This window comes from Pseudomonas sp. LABIM340, from assembly GCF_040017195.2.
In the GTDB taxonomy this organism is placed as follows: Bacteria; Pseudomonadota; Gammaproteobacteria; order Pseudomonadales; family Pseudomonadaceae; genus Pseudomonas.
Genome location: NZ_CM200227.1, coordinates 4,754,822 through 4,773,091, shown reverse-complemented (window position 1 = coordinate 4,773,091; position 18,270 = coordinate 4,754,822). Strand labels below are relative to the sequence as shown.

Sequence of the window (18,270 nt, the reverse complement as noted above, 5' to 3'; positions counted from 1 at the left end):
TACAACCTTGATGCGGGGCCGATATAATGCGGCCCTTTGCCGGCGATTCGTGGCCGCATTTTTCCGTGGAAGAACCTATGAAAAGCGCTGAAATCCGTGAAGCCTTCCTCCGCTTCTTCGAAGAGAAGGGGCACACCCGCGTAGCGTCCAGTTCGCTGATCCCCGCGAACGACCCGACCCTGCTGTTCACCAACGCAGGCATGAACCAGTTCAAGGATTGCTTCCTGGGCCTGGAAAAGCGCGCCTATACCCGCGCCACCACCAGCCAGAAGTGCGTGCGTGCCGGCGGCAAGCACAACGACCTGGAAAACGTCGGTTACACCGCGCGCCACCACACCTTCTTCGAAATGCTGGGCAACTTCAGCTTCGGCGACTATTTCAAGCGCGATGCCATCACCTACGCCTGGGAATTCCTCACCTCGGACAAGTGGCTGAATCTGCCCAAGGAAAAGCTCTGGGTCACCGTCTACGCCAGCGATGACGAGGCGTACGACATCTGGACCCAGGAAGTCGGCATCCCCGCCGAGCGCATGGTCCGCATCGGCGACAACAAGGGCGCTCCCTACGCATCGGACAACTTCTGGGCGATGGGCGACACCGGTCCGTGCGGCCCGTGCACCGAGATCTTCTTCGACCACGGCGCCGACATCTGGGGTGGCCCGCCCGGCTCGCCGGAAGAAGACGGCGACCGCTACATCGAGATCTGGAACAACGTCTTCATGCAGTTCAACCGCACCGCGGACGGCGTCATGCACCCGCTGCCGGCGCCGAGCGTGGACACCGGCATGGGCCTTGAGCGCATCAGCGCCGTGCTGCAGCACGTCCACTCGAACTACGAGATCGACCTGTTCCAGAGCCTGCTGAAGGCTTCGGCCGACGCCATCGGCTGCGCCAACGACGACGCACCGTCGCTGAAAGTGGTTGCCGACCACATCCGTTCCTGCGGCTTCCTGATCGCCGACGGCGTGCTGCCGTCCAACGAAGGCCGCGGCTACGTGCTGCGCCGCATCATCCGTCGCGCCTGCCGCCACGGTAACAAGCTGGGCGCCAAGGGCACCTTCTTCCACAAGATCGTTTCCGCCCTGGTCGGCGAGATGGGCGAAGCCTTCGTCGAGCTCAAGCAGCAGCAGGCGCACATCGAGCGCGTGCTGAAGACCGAGGAAGAGCAGTTCGCCAAGACCCTGGAGCAGGGCCTGAAGATTCTCGAGCAGGACCTGTCCGAGCTCAAGGGCAGCGTCATTCCCGGCAACGTGGTGTTCAAGCTGTACGACACCTACGGCTTCCCGGTGGACCTGACCAACGACATCGCCCGCGAGCGCAGCCTGACTCTCGACGAGGAAGGCTTCGAACGCGAGATGGAGGCCCAGCGCGAGCGTGCCCGCTCCGCCAGCGCCTTCGGCATGGACTACAACAGCCTGGTGAAAGTGGATGGCGACACCCGCTTCCTCGGCTACCAGGGCGTTTCCGGCGCTGGCCAGATCATCGCCCTGTTCAAGGACGGCAAGGCCATCGAGCAGCTGGGCGAAGGCGAGGAGGGCGTGGTCGTCCTCGACCAGACTCCGTTCTATGCCGAATCCGGCGGCCAGGTTGGCGACAGCGGTTACCTTGAAGCTGCGGGCGTGCGCTTCGACGTGCGCGACACCACCAAGGCTGGCGGCGCTCACCTGCACCACGGTGTGGTTGCCCAGGGCAGCCTGACCGTTGGCGCTGCCGTGAAGGCCGAGGTCGACGCTTCCGTGCGCCAGGCCACCGCGCTGAACCACTCTGCTACCCACCTGCTGCACGCTGCGCTGCGCCAGGTACTGGGCGATCACGTCCAGCAGAAGGGCTCGCTGGTCGATAGCCAGCGCCTGCGCTTCGACTTCAGCCACTTCGAGGCGATCAAGCCCGAGCAGCTGAAGCAGCTTGAAGACATCGTCAACCGCGAAATCCGCAAGAACTCCGAGGTCGAGACCGAAGAGACTGACATCGAATCCGCCAAGAACAACGGCGCCATGGCGCTGTTCGGCGAGAAGTACGGTGATCAGGTGCGCGTGCTGAGCATGGGCGGCAAGTTCTCCGTCGAACTGTGTGGCGGCACCCACGTGTCCCGCACCGGCGACATCGGCCTGTTCAAGATCACCAGCGAAGGCGGTGTGGCTTCCGGCGTACGCCGTATCGAAGCGGTCACTGGCAGCGCTGCACTGGCCTACCTCAATGGTGCCGAAGAGCAGCTCAAGGAAGCGGCCGGCCTGGTCAAGGGCAGCCGTGACAACCTGCTGGACAAGCTCTCCGGCCTGATCGAGCGCAACCGTCAGCTGGAAAAAGAGCTGGAGCAGCTCAAGGCCAAGGCTGCCAGCGCAGCCGGCGACGACCTGGCGGGTTCCGCCGTGGATGTCGGTGGTGTGCAGGTGCTGTCCTCGCGTCTCGACGGCCTCGACGGCAAGGCGCTGCTGGCGCTGGTCGACCAGCTGAAGAACAAGCTGGGCAGCGGCGTGATCCTGCTGGGCGGCGTGTTCGAAGAGAAGGTCGTGCTGGTTGCCGGCGTGACCCAGGACCTGACCGCCAAGCTGAAAGCGGGCGATCTGATGAGGCAGGCCGCTGCGGCCGTGGGCGGGAAGGGCGGTGGTCGCCCGGACATGGCCCAGGGCGGTGGCGTCGATGCCGGCAAGCTGGACGAAGCTCTGGCGCTGGCAGTGAAGTTTGTCGAACAGGGCCTCTAAAGGCCCTGAAATACGGGGCCCGCAGCGCGTCCGGCGGGCCTTGGCAGCATGCGGTGATGCATGTTTAATGGGCGCCCTTCAGGAATCAGGCGGCTTTTGAAATGGCTTTGATCGTACAGAAGTTTGGAGGGACCTCCGTCGGCACCGTCGAGAGAATCGAGCAGGTAGCCGAGAAGGTGAAGAAATTCCGTGAAGCGGGCGACGACATCGTCGTGGTGGTGTCCGCCATGAGCGGCGAGACCAACCGCCTGATTGGTCTGGCGAAACAGATCATGGACCAGCCGATTCCGCGCGAGCTGGATGTGATGGTCTCCACCGGCGAGCAGGTGACCATCGCCCTGCTGAGCATGGCGCTGATGAAGCGCGGCGTGCCGGCGGTTTCCTACACCGGTAACCAGGTCCGTATCCTGACCGACAGTTCCCACACCAAGGCGCGTATCCTGAGCATCGACGATGCGAACATTCGCGCAGATCTGAAAGCCGGCCGTGTAGTCGTAGTCGCTGGCTTCCAGGGTGTGGACGAGCAGGGCAACATCACTACCCTCGGCCGTGGCGGCTCCGACACCACTGGCGTAGCCCTGGCGGCGGCACTGAAGGCCGACGAGTGCCAGATCTACACCGACGTCGATGGCGTCTACACCACCGACCCGCGCGTCGTGCCGCAGGCGCGTCGCCTGGACAAGATCACCTTCGAAGAGATGCTGGAAATGGCCAGCCTCGGTTCCAAGGTGCTGCAGATCCGCTCGGTGGAATTCGCCGGCAAGTACAACGTCCCGCTGCGCGTGCTGCACAGCTTCCAGGAGGGTCCGGGCACCCTCATTACCCTTGATGAAGAGGAATCCATGGAACAGCCGATCATCTCCGGCATCGCCTTTAACCGCGACGAAGCCAAGCTGACCATCCGTGGCGTACCGGATACCCCCGGCGTTGCTTTCAAAATTCTCGGCCCGATCAGTGCCGCCAATGTAGAAGTCGACATGATCGTGCAGAACGTCGCGCACGATAACACCACCGACTTCACCTTCACCGTGCACCGCAACGACTACCAGGCCGCCCTGGAAATCCTCAAGCAGACCGCCGTCACCATCGGCGCGCGTGAAGCTACCGGCGACACCAACATCGCCAAGGTTTCCATCGTCGGCGTCGGCATGCGTTCCCACGCTGGCGTCGCCAGCCGCATGTTCGAAGCCCTGGCCAAGGAGACCATCAATATCCAGATGATCTCCACCTCGGAAATCAAGGTTTCCGTGGTTATCGAAGAGAAGTACCTCGAGTTGGCGGTCCGTGCCCTGCACACCGCTTTCGAACTCGACGCCCCGGCCCGACAGGGCGAGTAAGGCGGGATATACCGAAAGGCGCGGCTACCCCGCGCCTTTTGTCGTTTTTGACTGTCTGACAGGAACTTTCTTTCCGGCAGGACTGGTCAATACTTGGGTGAAGGATTCGCGCACTTGATCTATACGAATCTGCCACCATTTCTTTTTTTGCAGACTGCTTATCCCGTAACACGTAAGGAGAAAGGAATGCTGATTCTGACACGCCGGGTCGGAGAGACCCTGATGGTCGGTGATGACGTCACCGTGACTGTACTGGGCGTCAAAGGTAATCAGGTGCGTATCGGTGTGAATGCGCCGAAGGAAGTTGCTGTGCACCGTGAGGAAATCTACCAGCGCATCCAGAAAGAGAAAGACCAAGAACCAAACCATTAATTTTTCTAAAATTTTTCTTTGCAAACGGGGAAAACATGGATATCATGCGCCCCGTGTTGCGGAGAGGTGGCCGAGTGGCCGAAGGCGCTCCCCTGCTAAGGGAGTACACCTCAAAAGGGTGTCGGGGGTTCGAATCCCCCCCTCTCCGCCATTGCATCCTCTGGTGCGATGAGTTGTCCGGTTACGTAAGTGACTGAAAAGATTGAAAAATCTTGTTGACAGGTCAGAAAAATCGCCCTAGAATTTGCGCCCTCATCAGCGCACTCATAGCTCAGCTGGATAGAGTACTCGGCTACGAACCGAGCGGTCGGAGGTTCGAATCCTCCTGAGTGCGCCATATAAGAGGCAACGCGAAAGCGGGGCTTCAGTGGCGAAAAGGCTGAAAAGCCACTAGCTGCAACCAGTTGGTGAATCTGGTTAAACTTTGCCAACGACGCACTCATAGCTCAGCTGGATAGAGTACTCGGCTACGAACCGAGCGGTCGGAGGTTCGAATCCTCCTGAGTGCGCCACATACAAAAGGGCCTGCAGAAATGCAGGCCCTTTTTCTTTGCCTTCAAAAAACTTTCCATTCGAAAAACATGGGCAGCGTAATCAGCGCTTCGCCTTGCCCATCACGCAACCATCCTCGTCAAAGGTCACGGTACGTGCGCCGTGCTTCTTGTCCGCCTCGTAGTGATAGCGCAACGTCTCGTTGTGCTGGCTGGTCCTGTCGGGCCTCCCCAGCGTGCTCTCCACGTCGCTGCGGGTCATTCCTGTCCTCACTCGCCCTTCGATGATCGCCTTGCGCCGCGCGCTGCCCGTGACGCGATTGCCGCAGCCATTCTGCTGTTCGCCAACGACCACGACGGACTCTCGCTCGGCGTCCTTCTTGCCCTGACCTTTGCTGCCCACCACAGGCTTCTGCGGGGCGGATTCCTGCGGTATCGCCAGCGGCACCGGCTCACCGCTGCCGGGCGTGGGATTGTTCGCTTCCTGGATTTCCTGCTGCCTTTCCACGGGGCAGCCATACTGACTGAACAGCACGCTGCCGTCGGCCGCAGTGCAGCGGAACACCGAGGCCGCCTCGCAGGTCGGAACCAGTGGAATCAGGAGTGAATAGAGCAGGGCGGGCAGGCGCATTGAATCCTCCTGGATGGCGGGCCTGCCTGCAGCCTAGGAGTGAAAATTGTCAGCCGGAGCCGGGTGTCCTGTGGGAGCTTTCGGGCGTCGAACCGGGCAGTGATTCGCCAGTGAACTTTCGCCCGCAAGCGATTGTTCTGGCCGCCATTTTGTAACGCCTAATACACCCCGGAGTGTTATCATTTCCCGCATCTGCCCTCGATGGGCGCATGGGACACCACCATGGACTTACCCAGTAGTTACTCAGAACCCCGATTGCGTACACACGACCTGATGTATTGATCCCCTCTGGCCCGTTCTGCCACTGGGGGTGGAGCGTGCTATGACCGAAGTAGAAGCCAAGAAGCCGCAGGAAAGCCTGCAGGACCGCCTCAATCAGGTGGTCGACCTGCTGCACAAGCACAAGCTGATGGAAGACCTGACGCACCGTCAGGAAGGCCAGCATCAAGACCTCGTCGAAAACCTCGTGCACCGCCAGAACCTGGCGGAACTTCAGCGCAAGCTGGAAGAGCTGCACCCGGCCGACATCGCCCACATCCTCGAATCCCTTCCGCTGGATGACCGCCTGACGGTCTGGCAGCTGGTCAAGGCCGAGCGCGACGGCGACATCCTCCTCGAAGTGTCCGACTCCGTGCGGGAAACCCTGATCGCCGACATGGACGATCACGAGATCCTCGCCGCGGCTAGGGACATGGACGCCGACGAACTCGCGGACCTCGCGCCGGAACTGCCGCGCGATGTTGTCCACGAGCTGATGGAAAGCCTCGATCAGCAGCAGCGCGAGCGTGTGCGTTCTGCGCTGTCCTACGAGGAAGACCAGGTCGGCGCGCTGATGGACTTCGAGATGGTCACCATCCGCGACGACGTCAGCCTGGAAGTGGTGCTGCGCTACCTGCGTCGCCTGAAGGAGCTGCCGGGCCATACCGACAAGCTCTTCGTGGTCGACTACGATGGCGTGCTCAAGGGCGTGCTGCCGATCAAGCGCCTGCTGGTGAACGATCCGGACAAGGACGTAGCCGAAGTCATGGCCACCGACCCGGTGACTTTCACCCCCGACGAGGACGGCTACGACGCCGCCCAGGCGTTCGAACGTTACGACCTGATTTCCGCCCCTGTGGTGGACAAGAACGGCAAGCTCATCGGTCGTCTCACCATCGACGAAATGGTTGACCTGATCCGTGAGGAAAGTGAAAGCGAAGTCCTGAACATGGCCGGTCTGCGCGAGGAAGAAGACATCTTCGCCTCGGTCTGGAAGTCGGTCGGCAACCGCTGGGCGTGGCTGGCCACCAACCTGGTCACCGCCTTCATCGCCTCGCGGGTGATCGGCCTGTTCGAAGGCTCCATCGAGAAGCTGGTGGCGCTCGCCGCTCTGATGCCCATCGTGGCCGGCATCGGTGGCAACTCCGGCAACCAGACCATTACCATGATCGTCCGCGCCATGGCACTGGATCAGATCCAGACCAGCAGTGCCAACCGCCTGCTGCGCAAGGAGCTGGGCGTAGCGCTGGTGAACGGCCTGGTATGGGGTGGAGTGATCGGTCTGGTCGCCTTCTACCTGTACGGCAACTGGGAGCTGGGCGCGGTCATGACCGGCGCCATGACGCTCAACCTGCTGCTCGCCGCGATGATGGGCGTGCTGATTCCGATGACGCTGCTGCGCCTGGGCCGCGACCCGGCCATGGGCTCCAGCGTGATGATCACCGCCATGACCGACAGCGGCGGATTCTTCATCTTCCTCGGACTGGCCACGCTGTTCCTGATGTAACGCCAGCTCCGCCGAAAAGGCCGCCCGCGAGGCGGCTTTTTTGTGCCTGTGTTATGCGGCACCCGTAAATCACGGGCATGAAAAAGCCGGCTCGAGGCCGGCTGTTTCGGGTATCGCGAACGAATCAGGCGTCGTTCTGTGCCATCTCGGCATCGTGCGCGATCAGGGCGATCAGGGCGTTCTGCTGACGATGGGTCAGTTGGCGGAAGCGCTGCAGCAGTTCGCGTTCGTGCAGGCTGAGTTCCGGGCTGTCCAGGCGGATGCCCAGGTTGTCCTGCAGCGCACCTTCCTGCAGCAGGCTCTGTTCGAGACGCGCGATGATCTCGGAGTTCATGCTGCGGTGGTGGCTGCGAGCGACGTCGGCGATACGCTCACGCATGCCTTCGGGCAGACGTACGACGAACTTGTCAGCGGTACGGCTGGAGTAGGTGGGGGTTGCCTGTTTCAATGGGCGCATACTTTAAACCTGTAAGTCAGGGAGGCCGATGCCATGGGTCAGCGTTCGTTCAGGCCCTTTGACAGCGATTTCCAGTGGCCGTTCAGCGCGTCGTCAAAGCTTTTGAAAAAATATCCAATAACTTGACGTCAAACCTTCGGCATATTGTGTCTCGGGTGAAGGCTAAATGCCAGCACCAATCGTCCGAAATGAGACCGCCTAGGCAGACCCTTCTTTGGATGGGAATTGAAGGGAAAGCTGGCGAAGTGCCCGTTCCAGTCAGCGTAGTCGATGTGTACCGTGCGCCTGCCTGCCGTTGGGCAGCCTGATGAGGGCACTTCGTCGCGGATTGCCATGATGGCACAGCGCTGGGTGGAGAGTCAGGAGCGGTGGCGGCATGCGGGCGTCGATATCGGGATTTCACTGATATCGCACAAGGCTCGGAGTATTATCCGCCCCGCGGATCAGAATTGAAGTAGCGCCGAGCCGCCGGCGCACCGAGAGTCTCATGACCCCAGGCAGACTGATTTTCCTGATGGGCCCTTCGGGCTCCGGCAAGGACAGCGTGTTGCAGGCCGCCAGCGCTCCGCTGGCCGCGATGGATTGCCGGATCGTCCGGCGCGTCATCACCCGTTCCGCCGAGGCGCGCGGTGAAGAGGCGCATTCGGTGAGCGTCGACGAATTCACCGAGCTGGAGCGCTCCGGCGCCTTCGCCATGAGCTGGCGCGCCAATGGCCTGCACTACGGCATTCCCCGCGAGATAAATGACTGGCTTGCTGCCGGTCACGACGTGCTGGTCAATGGTTCGCGCAAGTACCTGCCTGAGGCCCGTCGTCGTTATCCGCAGCTGATCGCGGTGCTGCTGAAGGTCGATGCTGAGGTGCTGCGTCAGCGCCTGCTCAAGCGCGGGCGGGAGACGCTGGCGGAAATCGAGGAGCGCCTGGCGCGCAATGCGCATTTTGCCGATGGTCTGCCCGGGCCGCTGGTGGAGTTGGACAACTCGGTGTCCCTGGATGTGACGGTCGGCCACCTGCTGGGCCTGCTTGCACCGCCTGATGCCCAGGCCAGCTGAAGTCAGTCCAGGTTCAGCGACAGGCTGACGCCGTGGGGCGCGAAGCCCATCGCCGCATAGAAACGGTGCGCCATTTCCCGGTCCTGGTGGCTGGAGAGCGCCAGCTTGTAGCACTTCCAGTCCCGCGCCCATTCCACGGCACGACCGATCAGCGCCTGGCCGATGCCCTGGCCGCGTGCGCGGCTGTCCACCACCATGTCCTCGAGGATTGCCGAGCGGGCGAAGCCGTGCGCGATGTGCTCGATCAGGTGCAGCGTGCAGGTGCCGAGCAAGACGCCATCGCGCTCGGCGATCAACGTCACCCGCGAGGGCTGCTGGTTGCTCAGGGCGAGGGCGAGCAAAGCGGTGTCGGGCAGCGGGTCACGCGCACCCAGTTGCTGCAGCAGCGGAGCAAGAGCCGCCGCATCACCGGCCGTGGCGACGCGGACATCGAAGGTAGCGAAAGGGGAATCGGGCAGGGCGCCGTCGTCTGTGGTCATGGCGTTTCTCCGGCTGACGGCGAAATTATGGACCGCGCTGGTGGCGGCGGCATGACAAATCGCCCGTCGGTGGTTAACATGCCGACCCGATTGTCCCGGTAGCTCAATTGGATAGAGCGTCCCCCTCCTAAGGGGAAGGTTGGAGGTTCGACCCCTCTCCGGGACACCAGCACGCCAAGGCCCGCATCTGCGGGCCTTTTTCGTTTCTGGCCGGGGTGGCCATCACGGCGAATAGGTCACCCGGTTGCGCCCATTGTGCTTGGCGTCGTACAGCGCCTGGTCGGCCTTGATCAGCGCCTGGCTGAGGGTGCCCTCGGCGGAGAGATGGGCCAGGCCCAGGCTGATGGTGACGCTGGGTGTGCCGGGCAGCTCGGCGGTCACGCGGCGTAACTGCTCGACCCGCGACTGAGCATCCTCCACGCTGATCCCCCACAGGTACAGGCCGAACTCCTCGCCGCCCAGGCGGGCGAATTCGAAGTCCTGCATTTCATGCTGGATGGCGCGCGCGACGCGGGTCAGCACTTCGTCGCCGATGTCATGCCCGTAGGTGTCGTTGACCCGCTTGAAGTGATCGATGTCGATCATCACCAGGTAGCGCTGCTCGCCGTCGCCTCCCAGGCGCTGGCCGACGCGGGTCATGAAGGAGCGGCGATTGGGGATGCCGGTGAGCACGTCGAGGTAGGCCTGGTCCAGCAGCAGCCGGGCCATGGCGTAGTTGTACAGCTTGGCCTTGCTCAGGTGGTGGAAGATGTAGACCGAGAGCGCGCTGATGAACAGCGGGTAGCAGACCAGCATGCTGCGCCGCGCCTCCAGGGCCGGCACATCGCCCAGCAGCGGGTTGAGGAAGGTCCAGGTCACTACCAGCACGGAATAGAAGGCGAGATTGTTCAGCGGCATCGCGGTGGCACTGTAGAGCACCGTGGCGGCCGCGATCACCAGCCAGGCAGGGCGCAGTGGCTCCGGCAAGCCGTCGATCACCAGGCGTGCGCCGAGGCTGAAGGTGATGACGAAGGCCAGGTTGAGCCAGTAGAAGTGCACCGCCTTGCGTACGAAGCTGGCCACCACGGTGATGAGGAAGAACACACCGAGGAAGAGCACCGAGACATAGGTGAAACCCTGGCCGGCCTGGAAGCTGACGATGAGGTCGAAGAGCAGCCACATGGCGGCGCTCACGGCAAAGATCAGCAGGCTGAGCCCGTGGAGTCGCTCGAAATCGTGCTGGAGGAATTCGGCCCTGATCCCGGCCGGGACGCTTTGCTTGAGTATCTCGGACTCGATGGTCTTGAACATGAACCGCCCTGTGCGCGTGTGGGATCGCTCGCGCGAGAATAGCCGAACCCGATGCCCACCGCGCTAGCGTGCGGCAGGCATCGGGTGGGGGATGTTTCAGGGCGTTGCGGAGGTGCTGGGATGCGCGCGCTGGTTGTCCAGCAGCGCCTTGCCCCAGGGCCGGTAGCGCACCTCGAACACGGCGCTGGCGTGGCAGCCGGTGGACGTGCTGGAAGGCGAGGCAGGCTCGGCATGGAAAGGCTGGCCGGCGGCACTGGTCTGGCGGAAGGCTTCGCGGACGATGCCGACCGGGCAGGGCAGGGCGGCAGCGTAAGCCTGGCGCACGCGCTCGGGCAGCGCGCCAGTGCCGGCGCCGTCCTGCCACCAGACCTGCACGCCGAGCCCGGCGATCTGCCCCAGCCAGTCGCCGTACACTTGCGGCGCCAGCTTGCCGCCAGAGAAGGCGCTCAGTTGCAGGGGTGCCTTCAGCTGCCCGGCAAAGTGCTTGAGCTGATGCTGCAGGGCCTGGCGGCGCTCGACGGCCTGGAAGTGCCAGTCGTCCAGTTCCATCGGCAGGTACCAGGCGGCGACGGGCAGTTTCCACTGCTCGCTCACCTGCCGTTGCTGCGCCAGGGAGCGGCCCAGCTGATGCTGCCAGTAGGCTTCCAGGCCGGGCGTGTCCAGCTCGCTCTGGCGCTGGTAGTAGGCCGGGTCCATGTACAGCCCGAGGACCAGTTGCAGGCCCTGGTCGTGGGCGCTTTTCAGGGAGCGCGCGAGCCAGCCGTTGGCGCCGCCGAAGTCGGAGTCGCCATAGGCGGTCCATTGCACGATCAGGGTCTTCGCACCCTGGGCCGCACTGGCGCGCCAGATCTGCTGCCACTGCGCGTCGCTCAGCGCTGCATCGACATTCAGCGGCTGGTAGAACAGGCGCTCATCGGCGTGCGCGGCGGCGGCGGAGCACAGCAGGGCCAGGGCGAAAATCAGACGTCGCATCAGAAGTTCACCTCGAGTCCCACCAGCCAGCCGTTGGCCTGTTCATAGAGATTGCCCGCCATGCCCAGTTGGTACTCCGTGCGCACGGTGACGTGGGCGCGGTACGCGTTGTAGCGGTCCTCGCCATACCAGTACTGCCAGCGCAGGCCGACGCCGCTGCGCAGGTCCTGGCGCCAGTCGTTGCTCGGGTCCTGCGCGGAGAACTCGGCAAAGCCGTACGGCATGATCGTCTGCGGCGAGTCCACCGGCAGCTTCCAGGTGTGGCCCTGCTGGTAGCGCGAGACCCACTGATGGTCGCCAGCGTGGGTCCACCAGGCGAAGTCGGTGTAGAGGAAGCGCTCGTCCCAGTCACTCTCGTCCACGCGCCAGTCGTTGCGGTACTCGCCCTGGTCGAGGAAGGAGGCGGTGGCGCGCAGCAGGAAGTCGGTGGAGGTCTGGCCGTACTTGTCGCGCTGGCGCACGTAGCGCTCGAACTTCTCGGGGGTGCCGATCTCGTGCAGGCGGATGCCGTCGAAGGCGTAGTCGGAGTCGCCGTCGTCGTTCACCGTATTCTGCTTGTACAGCTCGCTGTAGAGGTTGAGGTTGTAGTCGCCGAAGGGCTTGTAGCGCAGGCCGAAACCGGCGGCGAGGGTCTGGGTGTATTGCTTGCGCCCTTCGTTGCCGGCGATCGCCCGGCCATAGACCGAGAGCGTGCTGCCGTTGCGGGTCGGTTCCTCGCCCAGAGCGTGGTCCCAGATGAAGGTCTGCAGGTTCTGCGATTGCGCGCGGCGGCGGTTGCCGGTCTGGTTGTCGCCATTGAGGATCGGCACCGTGGTGACGCCGGCAGGCGACCAGGTGCTGGCGATGGTCAGGTTGTCGCGCTGGGACATGACCTGGTGCGCGCGGCGCTGGCGGAAGCGGCGGGCTTCGAGGCTGCCGTACTCGTCATCGGCGGCGACCGGGTCCTGTTCCAGATCGATCACGCGGCGCAGCTCGCGGCGGGCGGCGAAGCTGTCTTCGGCTTCGTCATAGCGCCAGGCGAGGGTTTCGCCCAGGCGGAAGTCCTCGGGGTAATCGCGGGTGGCGCGCTCCAGGTAGGGGATCGCGGTGCGGCGTTCTTCCGGGGTGTCGGTGCCGGCCAGGCGCATGCCGTAGTCGGCGCGGAAGCGCGGATTGTTCGGTTCGCGGCGTACCGCCTCGGCCAGCCAGAGTTTGCTCTGCTGCGTGTCCCCGGCTTTCTGTGCACTGCCGGCGGCGTTGTAGAAGTGCTGGCCATTGGGCTGATGCTGCAGGGCCTCGCGGTGCCGCGAAAGGGCTTCGGGGTAATCGCCGCGGGCGTCGGCGATGTTGGCGCCCAGTGCCCAGTCGTCGGCGCTGCCTTTCTTCGCCTGCTGCCAGTAGCGCTCGGCGCCGGCATTGTCGTTGGTGAGCAGTGCGGCGCGGCTGGCGGTGAGGCGGGCGTTGTCGTTGAGTTCGCTGGCGGGCAGAGCGTTGAAGATGCGCAGCGCACCGGCGGGGTCGCCGGCAGCTTCCAGCGCATAGGCCAGTGGCAGCTGGCTTTGCTTGTCGCCGTGGGCGATCGCGGCCTGGTAGTAGACCACCGCTTCGCCGGGCCGCTCGGGCATGGAGCAGCGGCCGAGGGCGCGCAGTTCGCCGGGGGTGTTGGAGTCCGGGCTCAGGTAGCGCTGCAGGGCGTCGCAACGCCCGGCTTCGGCCAGGCGGCCGAGCAGATAGCCGCGCGAGACCGGGTCGGCCTTGGGCAGCAGGGCTTCTATGCGCGCGACATCCAGAGGCGTGTCGCTGCGCGCGTGAATGCCGGCCAGGCGCTGCAGCAGCGCAGGAGGCAGGTTGCCCCCGCGGCGGTCGTAGGCGCTCTCCAGCAGTTGCTTGGCGCGCTCGGTGCGCCCGGCGTTGAGGGCGAGGTAGCTGGCCTGATCCAGCGCCTTGAGGTCACCGGTCTGGCGATAGCGCTGCTCCCACAGTGCCGCCGCTTCGCCGGTGCGGCCGCGGGCCTGCAGTAGCTCGGCGCGCTGGCGCACGGTGTCGGGCGTCTGTGGTTGGCGCGATAGCCAGGCCAGCGCCAGATCGGTGCGCCCCTGGCGCCGCCAGGAGTCCACCAGTTGGTCGCGCCGGGCGCTGTCCCAGGGTTCGGGCAGCCGGGTGTTCTCCAGCAAGTCGGTGGCGTCCAGGCGCTGGACCAGCACCAGCCAGGTCTTCGGATCGTCTGCCGGCTTGCACTGCTGCAGCTTCGCCAGCGCTGCCGCCTGGTCGTGGCGTGACAGCCATTCGGTGGTTTCCAGGCATGGCCGGTTCTGCTGGTCGCTGAGCTTGGTCACCAGCGAGGTGTCGGCGCTGTCGCGGGCGACCTCCAGCAGTTGCGCCTGGCGAGTCGGGTCGTTGCGGTCCTGTTCCGGCAGGGTGAGCAACCAGCGCTTGGCCACTTCGGTCTGCTCGACGGCGATGGCGCGGTCGATGATCGCCAGTCTTGCCTGGCGCGCGGCGTTGGCGTCGGGCGCCTGCTGGATCAACTGCTCCAGCGGCTTCTCTTCCAGGCGCTGGGCGTAGGCGTTGGCCAGGCGGCGCCAGTCATCGGCGGAGAGCTGGTGAGCGGCGGCCAGCGGCGCCAGCTGAGCGATGGTGGTGTCCCAGTCGCGCAATTGCTCGGCCCAGTTGGCGCGGGCCTCGCGCAGCACGCGGCCGTCGTTCCCCGGCGGCAGGGTGCCGAGCCAGTCCAGCGCCTTGGCGGCGCCCTGGGTCTGGCCGAGCTTGAGGCTGTAGGCCTGCCACAGGCGCACACGCTCGTTGGCGTTGCTGGTGTGGGCCAGCCACTGGTTGATCTGGACTTCGGGTGGTGGGCCGTTTTCGATCAGGTCCAGGCGCAGTTCGGTCAGGGCCTGCACGCCGGCATCGGTGCCGGCCAGTGCCTGGGCCTCCTTCTCGGCGTCGTCGAAACGCTGCTGCTTGGCCAGGGACTGGATCAGCAGAGAGCGCGCCTCGGTGTTGTTCGGCACGCGGTCGAGCAGGTGGCGCATCAGGCGTTCGACTTCCGCCCAGTTGCTCTTCTTCGCTTCCTTGTAGCCCTTGTCGAGATAGGGGAAGCTGCGAAAGCGCTGGAACTCCGTGAGCTGGTCATCGGCGGCCTGCGCCAGCGGGGCGGCGAAGCTCGCCAGGATCAGGCCGTAAAGCAGGGGTTGTTGCGGTTTCACACGGCCTCCCGGGCGATGCGATAGGCCTCGTGCTGTTCGCTGGCTTGTTCCTTGAGCGCTTCCTCGAGCACCTGCTGGGTGATCATACCGCGCTTGATCAGGTGCTCTCCGAGGGAGTCCTGCTCCGGGTCGAAGTCGATCAGGGCCTGGTTGAACAGACTCGGCGGAACCATCCCGCGCACCTGCAGCAGGGTGCCGAACATCACCACGTGCCCGCACAGGCGTTCCATCAGTGACTCGTCGCCCTGGCGCTGGCGGAGCGCATCGACGATGGCGCGGGTTTCGTCGGTCTGGTTACGGCTCCCGTACCAGTGGCGCAAACCCAGGGTGACGCGGCCCTGGGGAGCCAGGCGACCGCGCACCGGGCGCTTGAGCTGACGGCTGATGGCGCCGAGGGAAACCTGGCTGATCTGCTGCTCGCTGGCCAGGATCAGGCTGTCGCCCTCGATGGCCACCGGCAGCACCGCATAGCGCAGCGCGAGCTTGCGCGGCAGCGCTTCGATGAGCTTCTCGTCGAGGGTGAAGGGGTTGAGCGGCGCCCATTCCTCGCCCAGCTCCTCGGCCAGGGTTTCGACCAACTGGGTGCTGGTGATCAGCTCGCGCAGCAGCAGCTCGCGACCCAGGCGGCGACGGACCGGGCTGGTCAATGCCGATTGCAGCTGCTCTTCGCTGATCAGGCCTTGCGCGACCAGGCGCTGGCCCAGCGGCGTGCGCTGCGGGCCGGCGAGGGCGGGGAATTCATGGGTGGTCTTGTCCCAGGCGACCCGGCGCGAATCGCCCATCTCCATCACCTGCTTGAGTGCGCGCAGGTTGGCGAAGAAGTTGACGAAGTTGCTCCACATCATCCTCGGCGCCGACAGCAGTCCCTCGAAGATGCCGTAGAAGCGGGTGACGAACCAGAAGCGCTGGAACAACCGGTTGAACAGCATCAGGCCGTTGAGGAACAGCAGTGCCACCAGCAGTTGGCTGCCTTCGAGGATCGATGGGAAGCGCCAGGCGTTGGGTGACAGGCTGGTGATCAGCCACATGGTGATCAGTACCAGGAACAGCAGATTGACCAGGAAGCTCAGCAGGTAGGCGATCAGCCCCCGGCGGTCACGCCAGAGGAAGTAGTTGAGCATGCCCTTGCTGCTCCAGCCCAGGTTGCGCGTGCCCTGGAAGACGATCCCGGTGATCCACCGGGACTTCTGCCGGATGGCGTGCTGCCAGGTGCGCGGGAAGTGTTCGCGCACGCAGATGACCTGGGAGAAGCGCCGGTCCATGCCCGGCACCCACTCGTTCTTCAGCGCCAGCTGTGGGTCGGTGATGGAGTAGCGGGCGAAGATGCACTTCATGCCTTTCTGCTTGAGGCGGAAGCCGATGTCGTAGTCCTCGGTGAGGCTCTGCACATCGAAGGCGATGCCGTCGCCGTCTTCCAGCAGCGCGGCGATGGCGCGACGGCTGAAGCAGGTGCCGACGCCGGCGCTGGGCACCTGGCCGGTCAGCGCCTCGCGCACCGGCACATCCTTGCCGTGGTTCTCGGCGAACTCGTCGACGTAGTGGCCGGCGGTGAAGCCGGTCCATTCCGGGGCGTAGGGGTAGACCGGGATCTGGATCAGGTCCTTGGCCGGCAGCAGGTAGTTGAACAGGCGCAGTTCCAGCGGCGAGATGACGTCTTCGGCGTCATGCAGGATGAAGCCGGAGAATTCGATGCGCGCGTCGGCCTCGAAGCGCAGGATGGCGTCGATGATGTTGTTCAGGCAGTCGGCCTTGCTGGTGGGGCCGGGGCGCGCGCAGACCACCTTGTGCACGTTGGGGTAGTGCAGGCACACCGCGTCCACGTCCGCCTGGGTCTGCGGATCGTTCGGGTAGGTGCCGACGAAGATCTGGTAGTTCTCGTAGTCCAGGGTGGAGGCCGCCAGGCGGGCCATTTCGCCCACCACGCCGACCTCGTTCCAGGCCGGCACCATGATCGCCAGCGGCTTCTCCGGGGCGGCGAAGAGGCGTTCCTCGTCGGCCCGGTCGAAGCGGTTGTAGATGCGGAAGCGGCGCACCAGTACCCGGCCCCAGTACACCAGGTCGATGAACAGGTCATCCAGGCCGAGCAGGAACATCAGCGCGGCGAGGATGATCGCCAGGTACTTCAGGGCATAGAGAACGTAGGTGAGGATATCGACCAGTTCGAGGCTCATTCGAACTCGCTTGGCGTACGTGATTCACCGAACCAGGACAGCAGCCGGGCGACGATCTTCTCGCTGGCATGGCCGTCACCGTAGGGGCTGAATACCCGGCTCATCTGCTCGTAGACTTCCTCGTCGCGCAGCAGGTGGCTGGCTTCGCTGACGATGCGGCTGGTGTTGGTGCCTACCAGCACTACGGTGCCGCCCTCCAGCACGGCGGGGCGCTCGGTGACGCGGCGCAGCACCAGCAGCGGTTTGCCCAGCGCCGGGGCTTCCTCCTGGATACCGCCCGAGTCGGTGAGGATGATGTGCGCGCGGTCCATCAGCCAGACGAAGTGCTGGTAGTCCTGCGGGGCGATCAGGTGGATGTTGGGCTTGTCCGAGAGCAGGCCGTAGACGGCTTTCTGCACCTGCGGGTTGAGGTGCACCGGGTAGACGAAGTCCACGTCGGGGAAGCGCTGGGCCAGCTCCGCCAGGGCCTGGCAGATGCGCTCGAAGCCCTTGCCAAAGTTCTCCCGGCGGTGGCCGGTGATCAGTACCACGCGACGTTCCCCGGTGAACCTGGCCAGGGGCGAGTCGATGGCGGGTTTCCAGCCGGTCTCGTGCAGGTGCTCGCGCATCCACAGCAGGGCGTCGATCACCGTGTTGCCGGTGACCTCGATCTGGTCGATGTTCACCCCTTCGCGCAGCAGGTTGTCGCGCGAGGCCTTGGTCGGCGGGAAGTGCAGGTCGGCGATCACTGCGGTGAGGCGGCGATTGGCCTCTTCTGGCCACGGCTGGTGGATGTTGCCGGTACGCAGGCCGGCCTCGACGTGGCCCACCGGGATCTGCCGGTGAAAGGCGGTGAGGGCGGCGATGAAACTGGTGGTGGTATCACCGTGGACCAGCACAATGTCCGGGCGGTGGCGGTCGTAGCTGTCGTCCAGCTTGCCCATCATCTGCAGGGACAGGCTGTTCAGCGTCTGGCCCTGGGTCATGACGTCGAGGTCTTCGTCCACCTCGAGTTCGAAGGAGTCCAGCACTTGCTGTAGCATCTCGCGATGCTGGCCGGTGGAGCAGATGCGCAGCTCGATTTCCGGGGTACGGCGGAGGACGCGGGCGAGGGGGGCCATCTTGATGGCTTCCGGACGGGTTCCGAAAACCATGGTGACTTTGTACTTCATCAATTGCTCCTTGGGCGCACCCTTGTGGGGCCGCCTTCGGTTTTCCGTGTGGGATTTTTTCCAAGGGCAATGAAAGTCGCTCAAGTCCGGGCTGTCCAGCGACAACTGGTGTTGCCAGTGATACAGGTCAGGTACATTGACCTTTTTAGATGTTTTGTCGCCTGGCTGCAGGCCGCGTCGTCAGTGGGCTGGCGCCGGTTTGTCGGCAGCGCCGAG

The 18,270-nt window shown here is 64.3% G+C and carries 13 protein-coding genes and 4 tRNA genes; 9 read left to right on the top strand and 8 right to left on the bottom strand.

The features are described from left to right. Positions 1–77: 77 nt before the first annotated feature. The 6 genes from alaS to ABKS89_RS21795 all read left to right on the top strand — a co-directional run bounded on the left by alaS (position 78) and on the right by ABKS89_RS21795 (position 4,923). A complete protein-coding gene (alaS, locus tag ABKS89_RS21820) occupies positions 78–2,702 on the top strand; it encodes an alanine--tRNA ligase (RefSeq protein WP_348587047.1) in 2,625 nt (874 codons plus the stop codon). A gap of 101 nt (positions 2,703–2,803) precedes the next feature. Next, entirely contained in the window at positions 2,804–4,039 is a 1,236-nt protein-coding gene (locus tag ABKS89_RS21815; RefSeq protein ID WP_045210116.1) for an aspartate kinase, read from the top strand. Positions 4,040–4,225: 186 nt separating this feature from the next. Next, on the top strand, positions 4,226–4,411 hold the full coding sequence (gene csrA, locus ABKS89_RS21810; RefSeq protein ID WP_003085981.1) for a carbon storage regulator CsrA: 186 nt from the start codon (positions 4,226–4,228) through the stop codon (positions 4,409–4,411). A gap of 60 nt (positions 4,412–4,471) precedes the next feature. Then, a tRNA-Ser gene (locus ABKS89_RS21805) sits at positions 4,472–4,562 on the top strand. Positions 4,563–4,671: 109 nt separating this feature from the next. Then, a tRNA-Arg gene (locus tag ABKS89_RS21800) sits at positions 4,672–4,748 on the top strand. Positions 4,749–4,846: 98 nt separating this feature from the next. Further along, positions 4,847–4,923 (top strand) — tRNA-Arg (locus ABKS89_RS21795). A gap of 82 nt (positions 4,924–5,005) precedes the next feature. Here ABKS89_RS21795 and bamE read toward each other — a convergent pair. Beyond that, entirely contained in the window at positions 5,006–5,533 is a 528-nt protein-coding gene (bamE, locus tag ABKS89_RS21790; protein WP_138215118.1) for an outer membrane protein assembly factor BamE domain-containing protein, read from the bottom strand. A 322-nt stretch (positions 5,534–5,855) separates the two neighbouring features. On the opposite strand from bamE, the gene mgtE reads away from it, so the two are divergent. Then, entirely contained in the window at positions 5,856–7,298 is a 1,443-nt protein-coding gene (gene mgtE / locus ABKS89_RS21785) for a magnesium transporter (protein ID WP_138215117.1), read from the top strand. 124 nt (positions 7,299–7,422) lie between these two features. Here mgtE and amrZ read toward each other — a convergent pair whose 3' ends face one another. After that, entirely contained in the window at positions 7,423–7,755 is a 333-nt protein-coding gene (gene amrZ, locus ABKS89_RS21780; RefSeq protein ID WP_017517196.1) for a transcriptional regulator AmrZ, read from the bottom strand. Positions 7,756–8,242: 487 nt separating this feature from the next. Here amrZ and phnN point away from each other — a divergent pair, with 487 nt between their 5' ends. Beyond that, positions 8,243–8,806 carry a phosphonate metabolism protein/1,5-bisphosphokinase (PRPP-forming) PhnN gene (gene phnN / locus ABKS89_RS21775; protein WP_348587046.1) on the top strand — a complete coding sequence of 188 codons (564 nt, stop codon included), beginning with the start codon at positions 8,243–8,245 and terminating at the stop codon, positions 8,804–8,806. A gap of 2 nt (positions 8,807–8,808) precedes the next feature. On the opposite strand, the gene ABKS89_RS21770 is transcribed toward phnN, so the two are convergent. After that, positions 8,809–9,285, bottom strand: coding sequence for a GNAT family N-acetyltransferase (locus ABKS89_RS21770; protein WP_348587044.1), 477 nt, complete (start codon positions 9,283–9,285; stop codon positions 8,809–8,811). A gap of 92 nt (positions 9,286–9,377) precedes the next feature. On the opposite strand from ABKS89_RS21770, the gene ABKS89_RS21765 reads away from it, so the two are divergent. Then, positions 9,378–9,454: transfer RNA gene (locus ABKS89_RS21765), tRNA-Arg, on the top strand. A gap of 53 nt (positions 9,455–9,507) precedes the next feature. On the opposite strand, the gene ABKS89_RS21760 is transcribed toward ABKS89_RS21765, so the two are convergent. The 5 genes from ABKS89_RS21760 to wecB form a co-directional block, all read right to left on the bottom strand. Further along, entirely contained in the window at positions 9,508–10,575 is a 1,068-nt protein-coding gene (locus ABKS89_RS21760) for a GGDEF domain-containing protein (protein WP_348587042.1), read from the bottom strand. Between the two features lie 96 nt (positions 10,576–10,671). Next, a complete protein-coding gene (locus ABKS89_RS21755) occupies positions 10,672–11,547 on the bottom strand; it encodes a DUF4434 family protein (protein WP_348587040.1) in 876 nt (291 codons plus the stop codon). After that, a complete protein-coding gene (locus tag ABKS89_RS21750; protein ID WP_348587039.1) occupies positions 11,547–14,732 on the bottom strand; it encodes an NfrA family protein in 3,186 nt (1,061 codons plus the stop codon). The genes ABKS89_RS21755 and ABKS89_RS21750 overlap by 1 nt, the downstream gene beginning before the upstream one ends. Then, positions 14,729–16,903 (bottom strand): cyclic di-3',5'-guanylate-activated glycosyltransferase NfrB, encoded by a 2,175-nt coding sequence (gene nfrB / locus ABKS89_RS21745; RefSeq protein ID WP_348587037.1) that lies wholly within the window; start codon positions 16,901–16,903, stop codon positions 14,729–14,731. The genes ABKS89_RS21750 and nfrB overlap by 4 nt, the downstream gene beginning before the upstream one ends. Further along, positions 16,900–18,054: a non-hydrolyzing UDP-N-acetylglucosamine 2-epimerase gene (gene wecB / locus ABKS89_RS21740; RefSeq protein ID WP_348587035.1), complete on the bottom strand. Its 1,155-nt coding sequence runs from the start codon at positions 18,052–18,054 to the stop codon at positions 16,900–16,902. The genes nfrB and wecB overlap by 4 nt, the downstream gene beginning before the upstream one ends. Positions 18,055–18,270 lie beyond the last annotated feature (216 nt).

Excerpts from the sequence above, each read along its gene's own strand:
- alaS (WP_348587047.1), top strand. The coding sequence starts at position 78 with ATGAAAAGCGCTGAAATCCGTGAAGCCTTCCTCCGCTTCTTCGAAGAG.
- ABKS89_RS21815 (WP_045210116.1), top strand. The coding sequence starts at position 2,804 with ATGGCTTTGATCGTACAGAAGTTTGGAGGGACCTCCGTCGGCACCGTC.
- csrA (WP_003085981.1), top strand. The coding sequence starts at position 4,226 with ATGCTGATTCTGACACGCCGGGTCGGAGAGACCCTGATGGTCGGTGAT.
- bamE (WP_138215118.1), bottom strand. The coding sequence starts at position 5,533 with ATGCGCCTGCCCGCCCTGCTCTATTCACTCCTGATTCCACTGGTTCCG.
- mgtE (WP_138215117.1), top strand. The coding sequence starts at position 5,856 with ATGACCGAAGTAGAAGCCAAGAAGCCGCAGGAAAGCCTGCAGGACCGC.
- amrZ (WP_017517196.1), bottom strand. The coding sequence starts at position 7,755 with ATGCGCCCATTGAAACAGGCAACCCCCACCTACTCCAGCCGTACCGCT.
- phnN (WP_348587046.1), top strand. The coding sequence starts at position 8,243 with ATGACCCCAGGCAGACTGATTTTCCTGATGGGCCCTTCGGGCTCCGGC.
- ABKS89_RS21770 (WP_348587044.1), bottom strand. The coding sequence starts at position 9,285 with ATGACCACAGACGACGGCGCCCTGCCCGATTCCCCTTTCGCTACCTTC.
- ABKS89_RS21760 (WP_348587042.1), bottom strand. The coding sequence starts at position 10,575 with ATGTTCAAGACCATCGAGTCCGAGATACTCAAGCAAAGCGTCCCGGCC.
- ABKS89_RS21755 (WP_348587040.1), bottom strand. The coding sequence starts at position 11,547 with ATGCGACGTCTGATTTTCGCCCTGGCCCTGCTGTGCTCCGCCGCCGCC.
- nfrB (WP_348587037.1), bottom strand. The coding sequence starts at position 16,903 with ATGAGCCTCGAACTGGTCGATATCCTCACCTACGTTCTCTATGCCCTG.
- wecB (WP_348587035.1), bottom strand. The coding sequence starts at position 18,054 with ATGAAGTACAAAGTCACCATGGTTTTCGGAACCCGTCCGGAAGCCATC.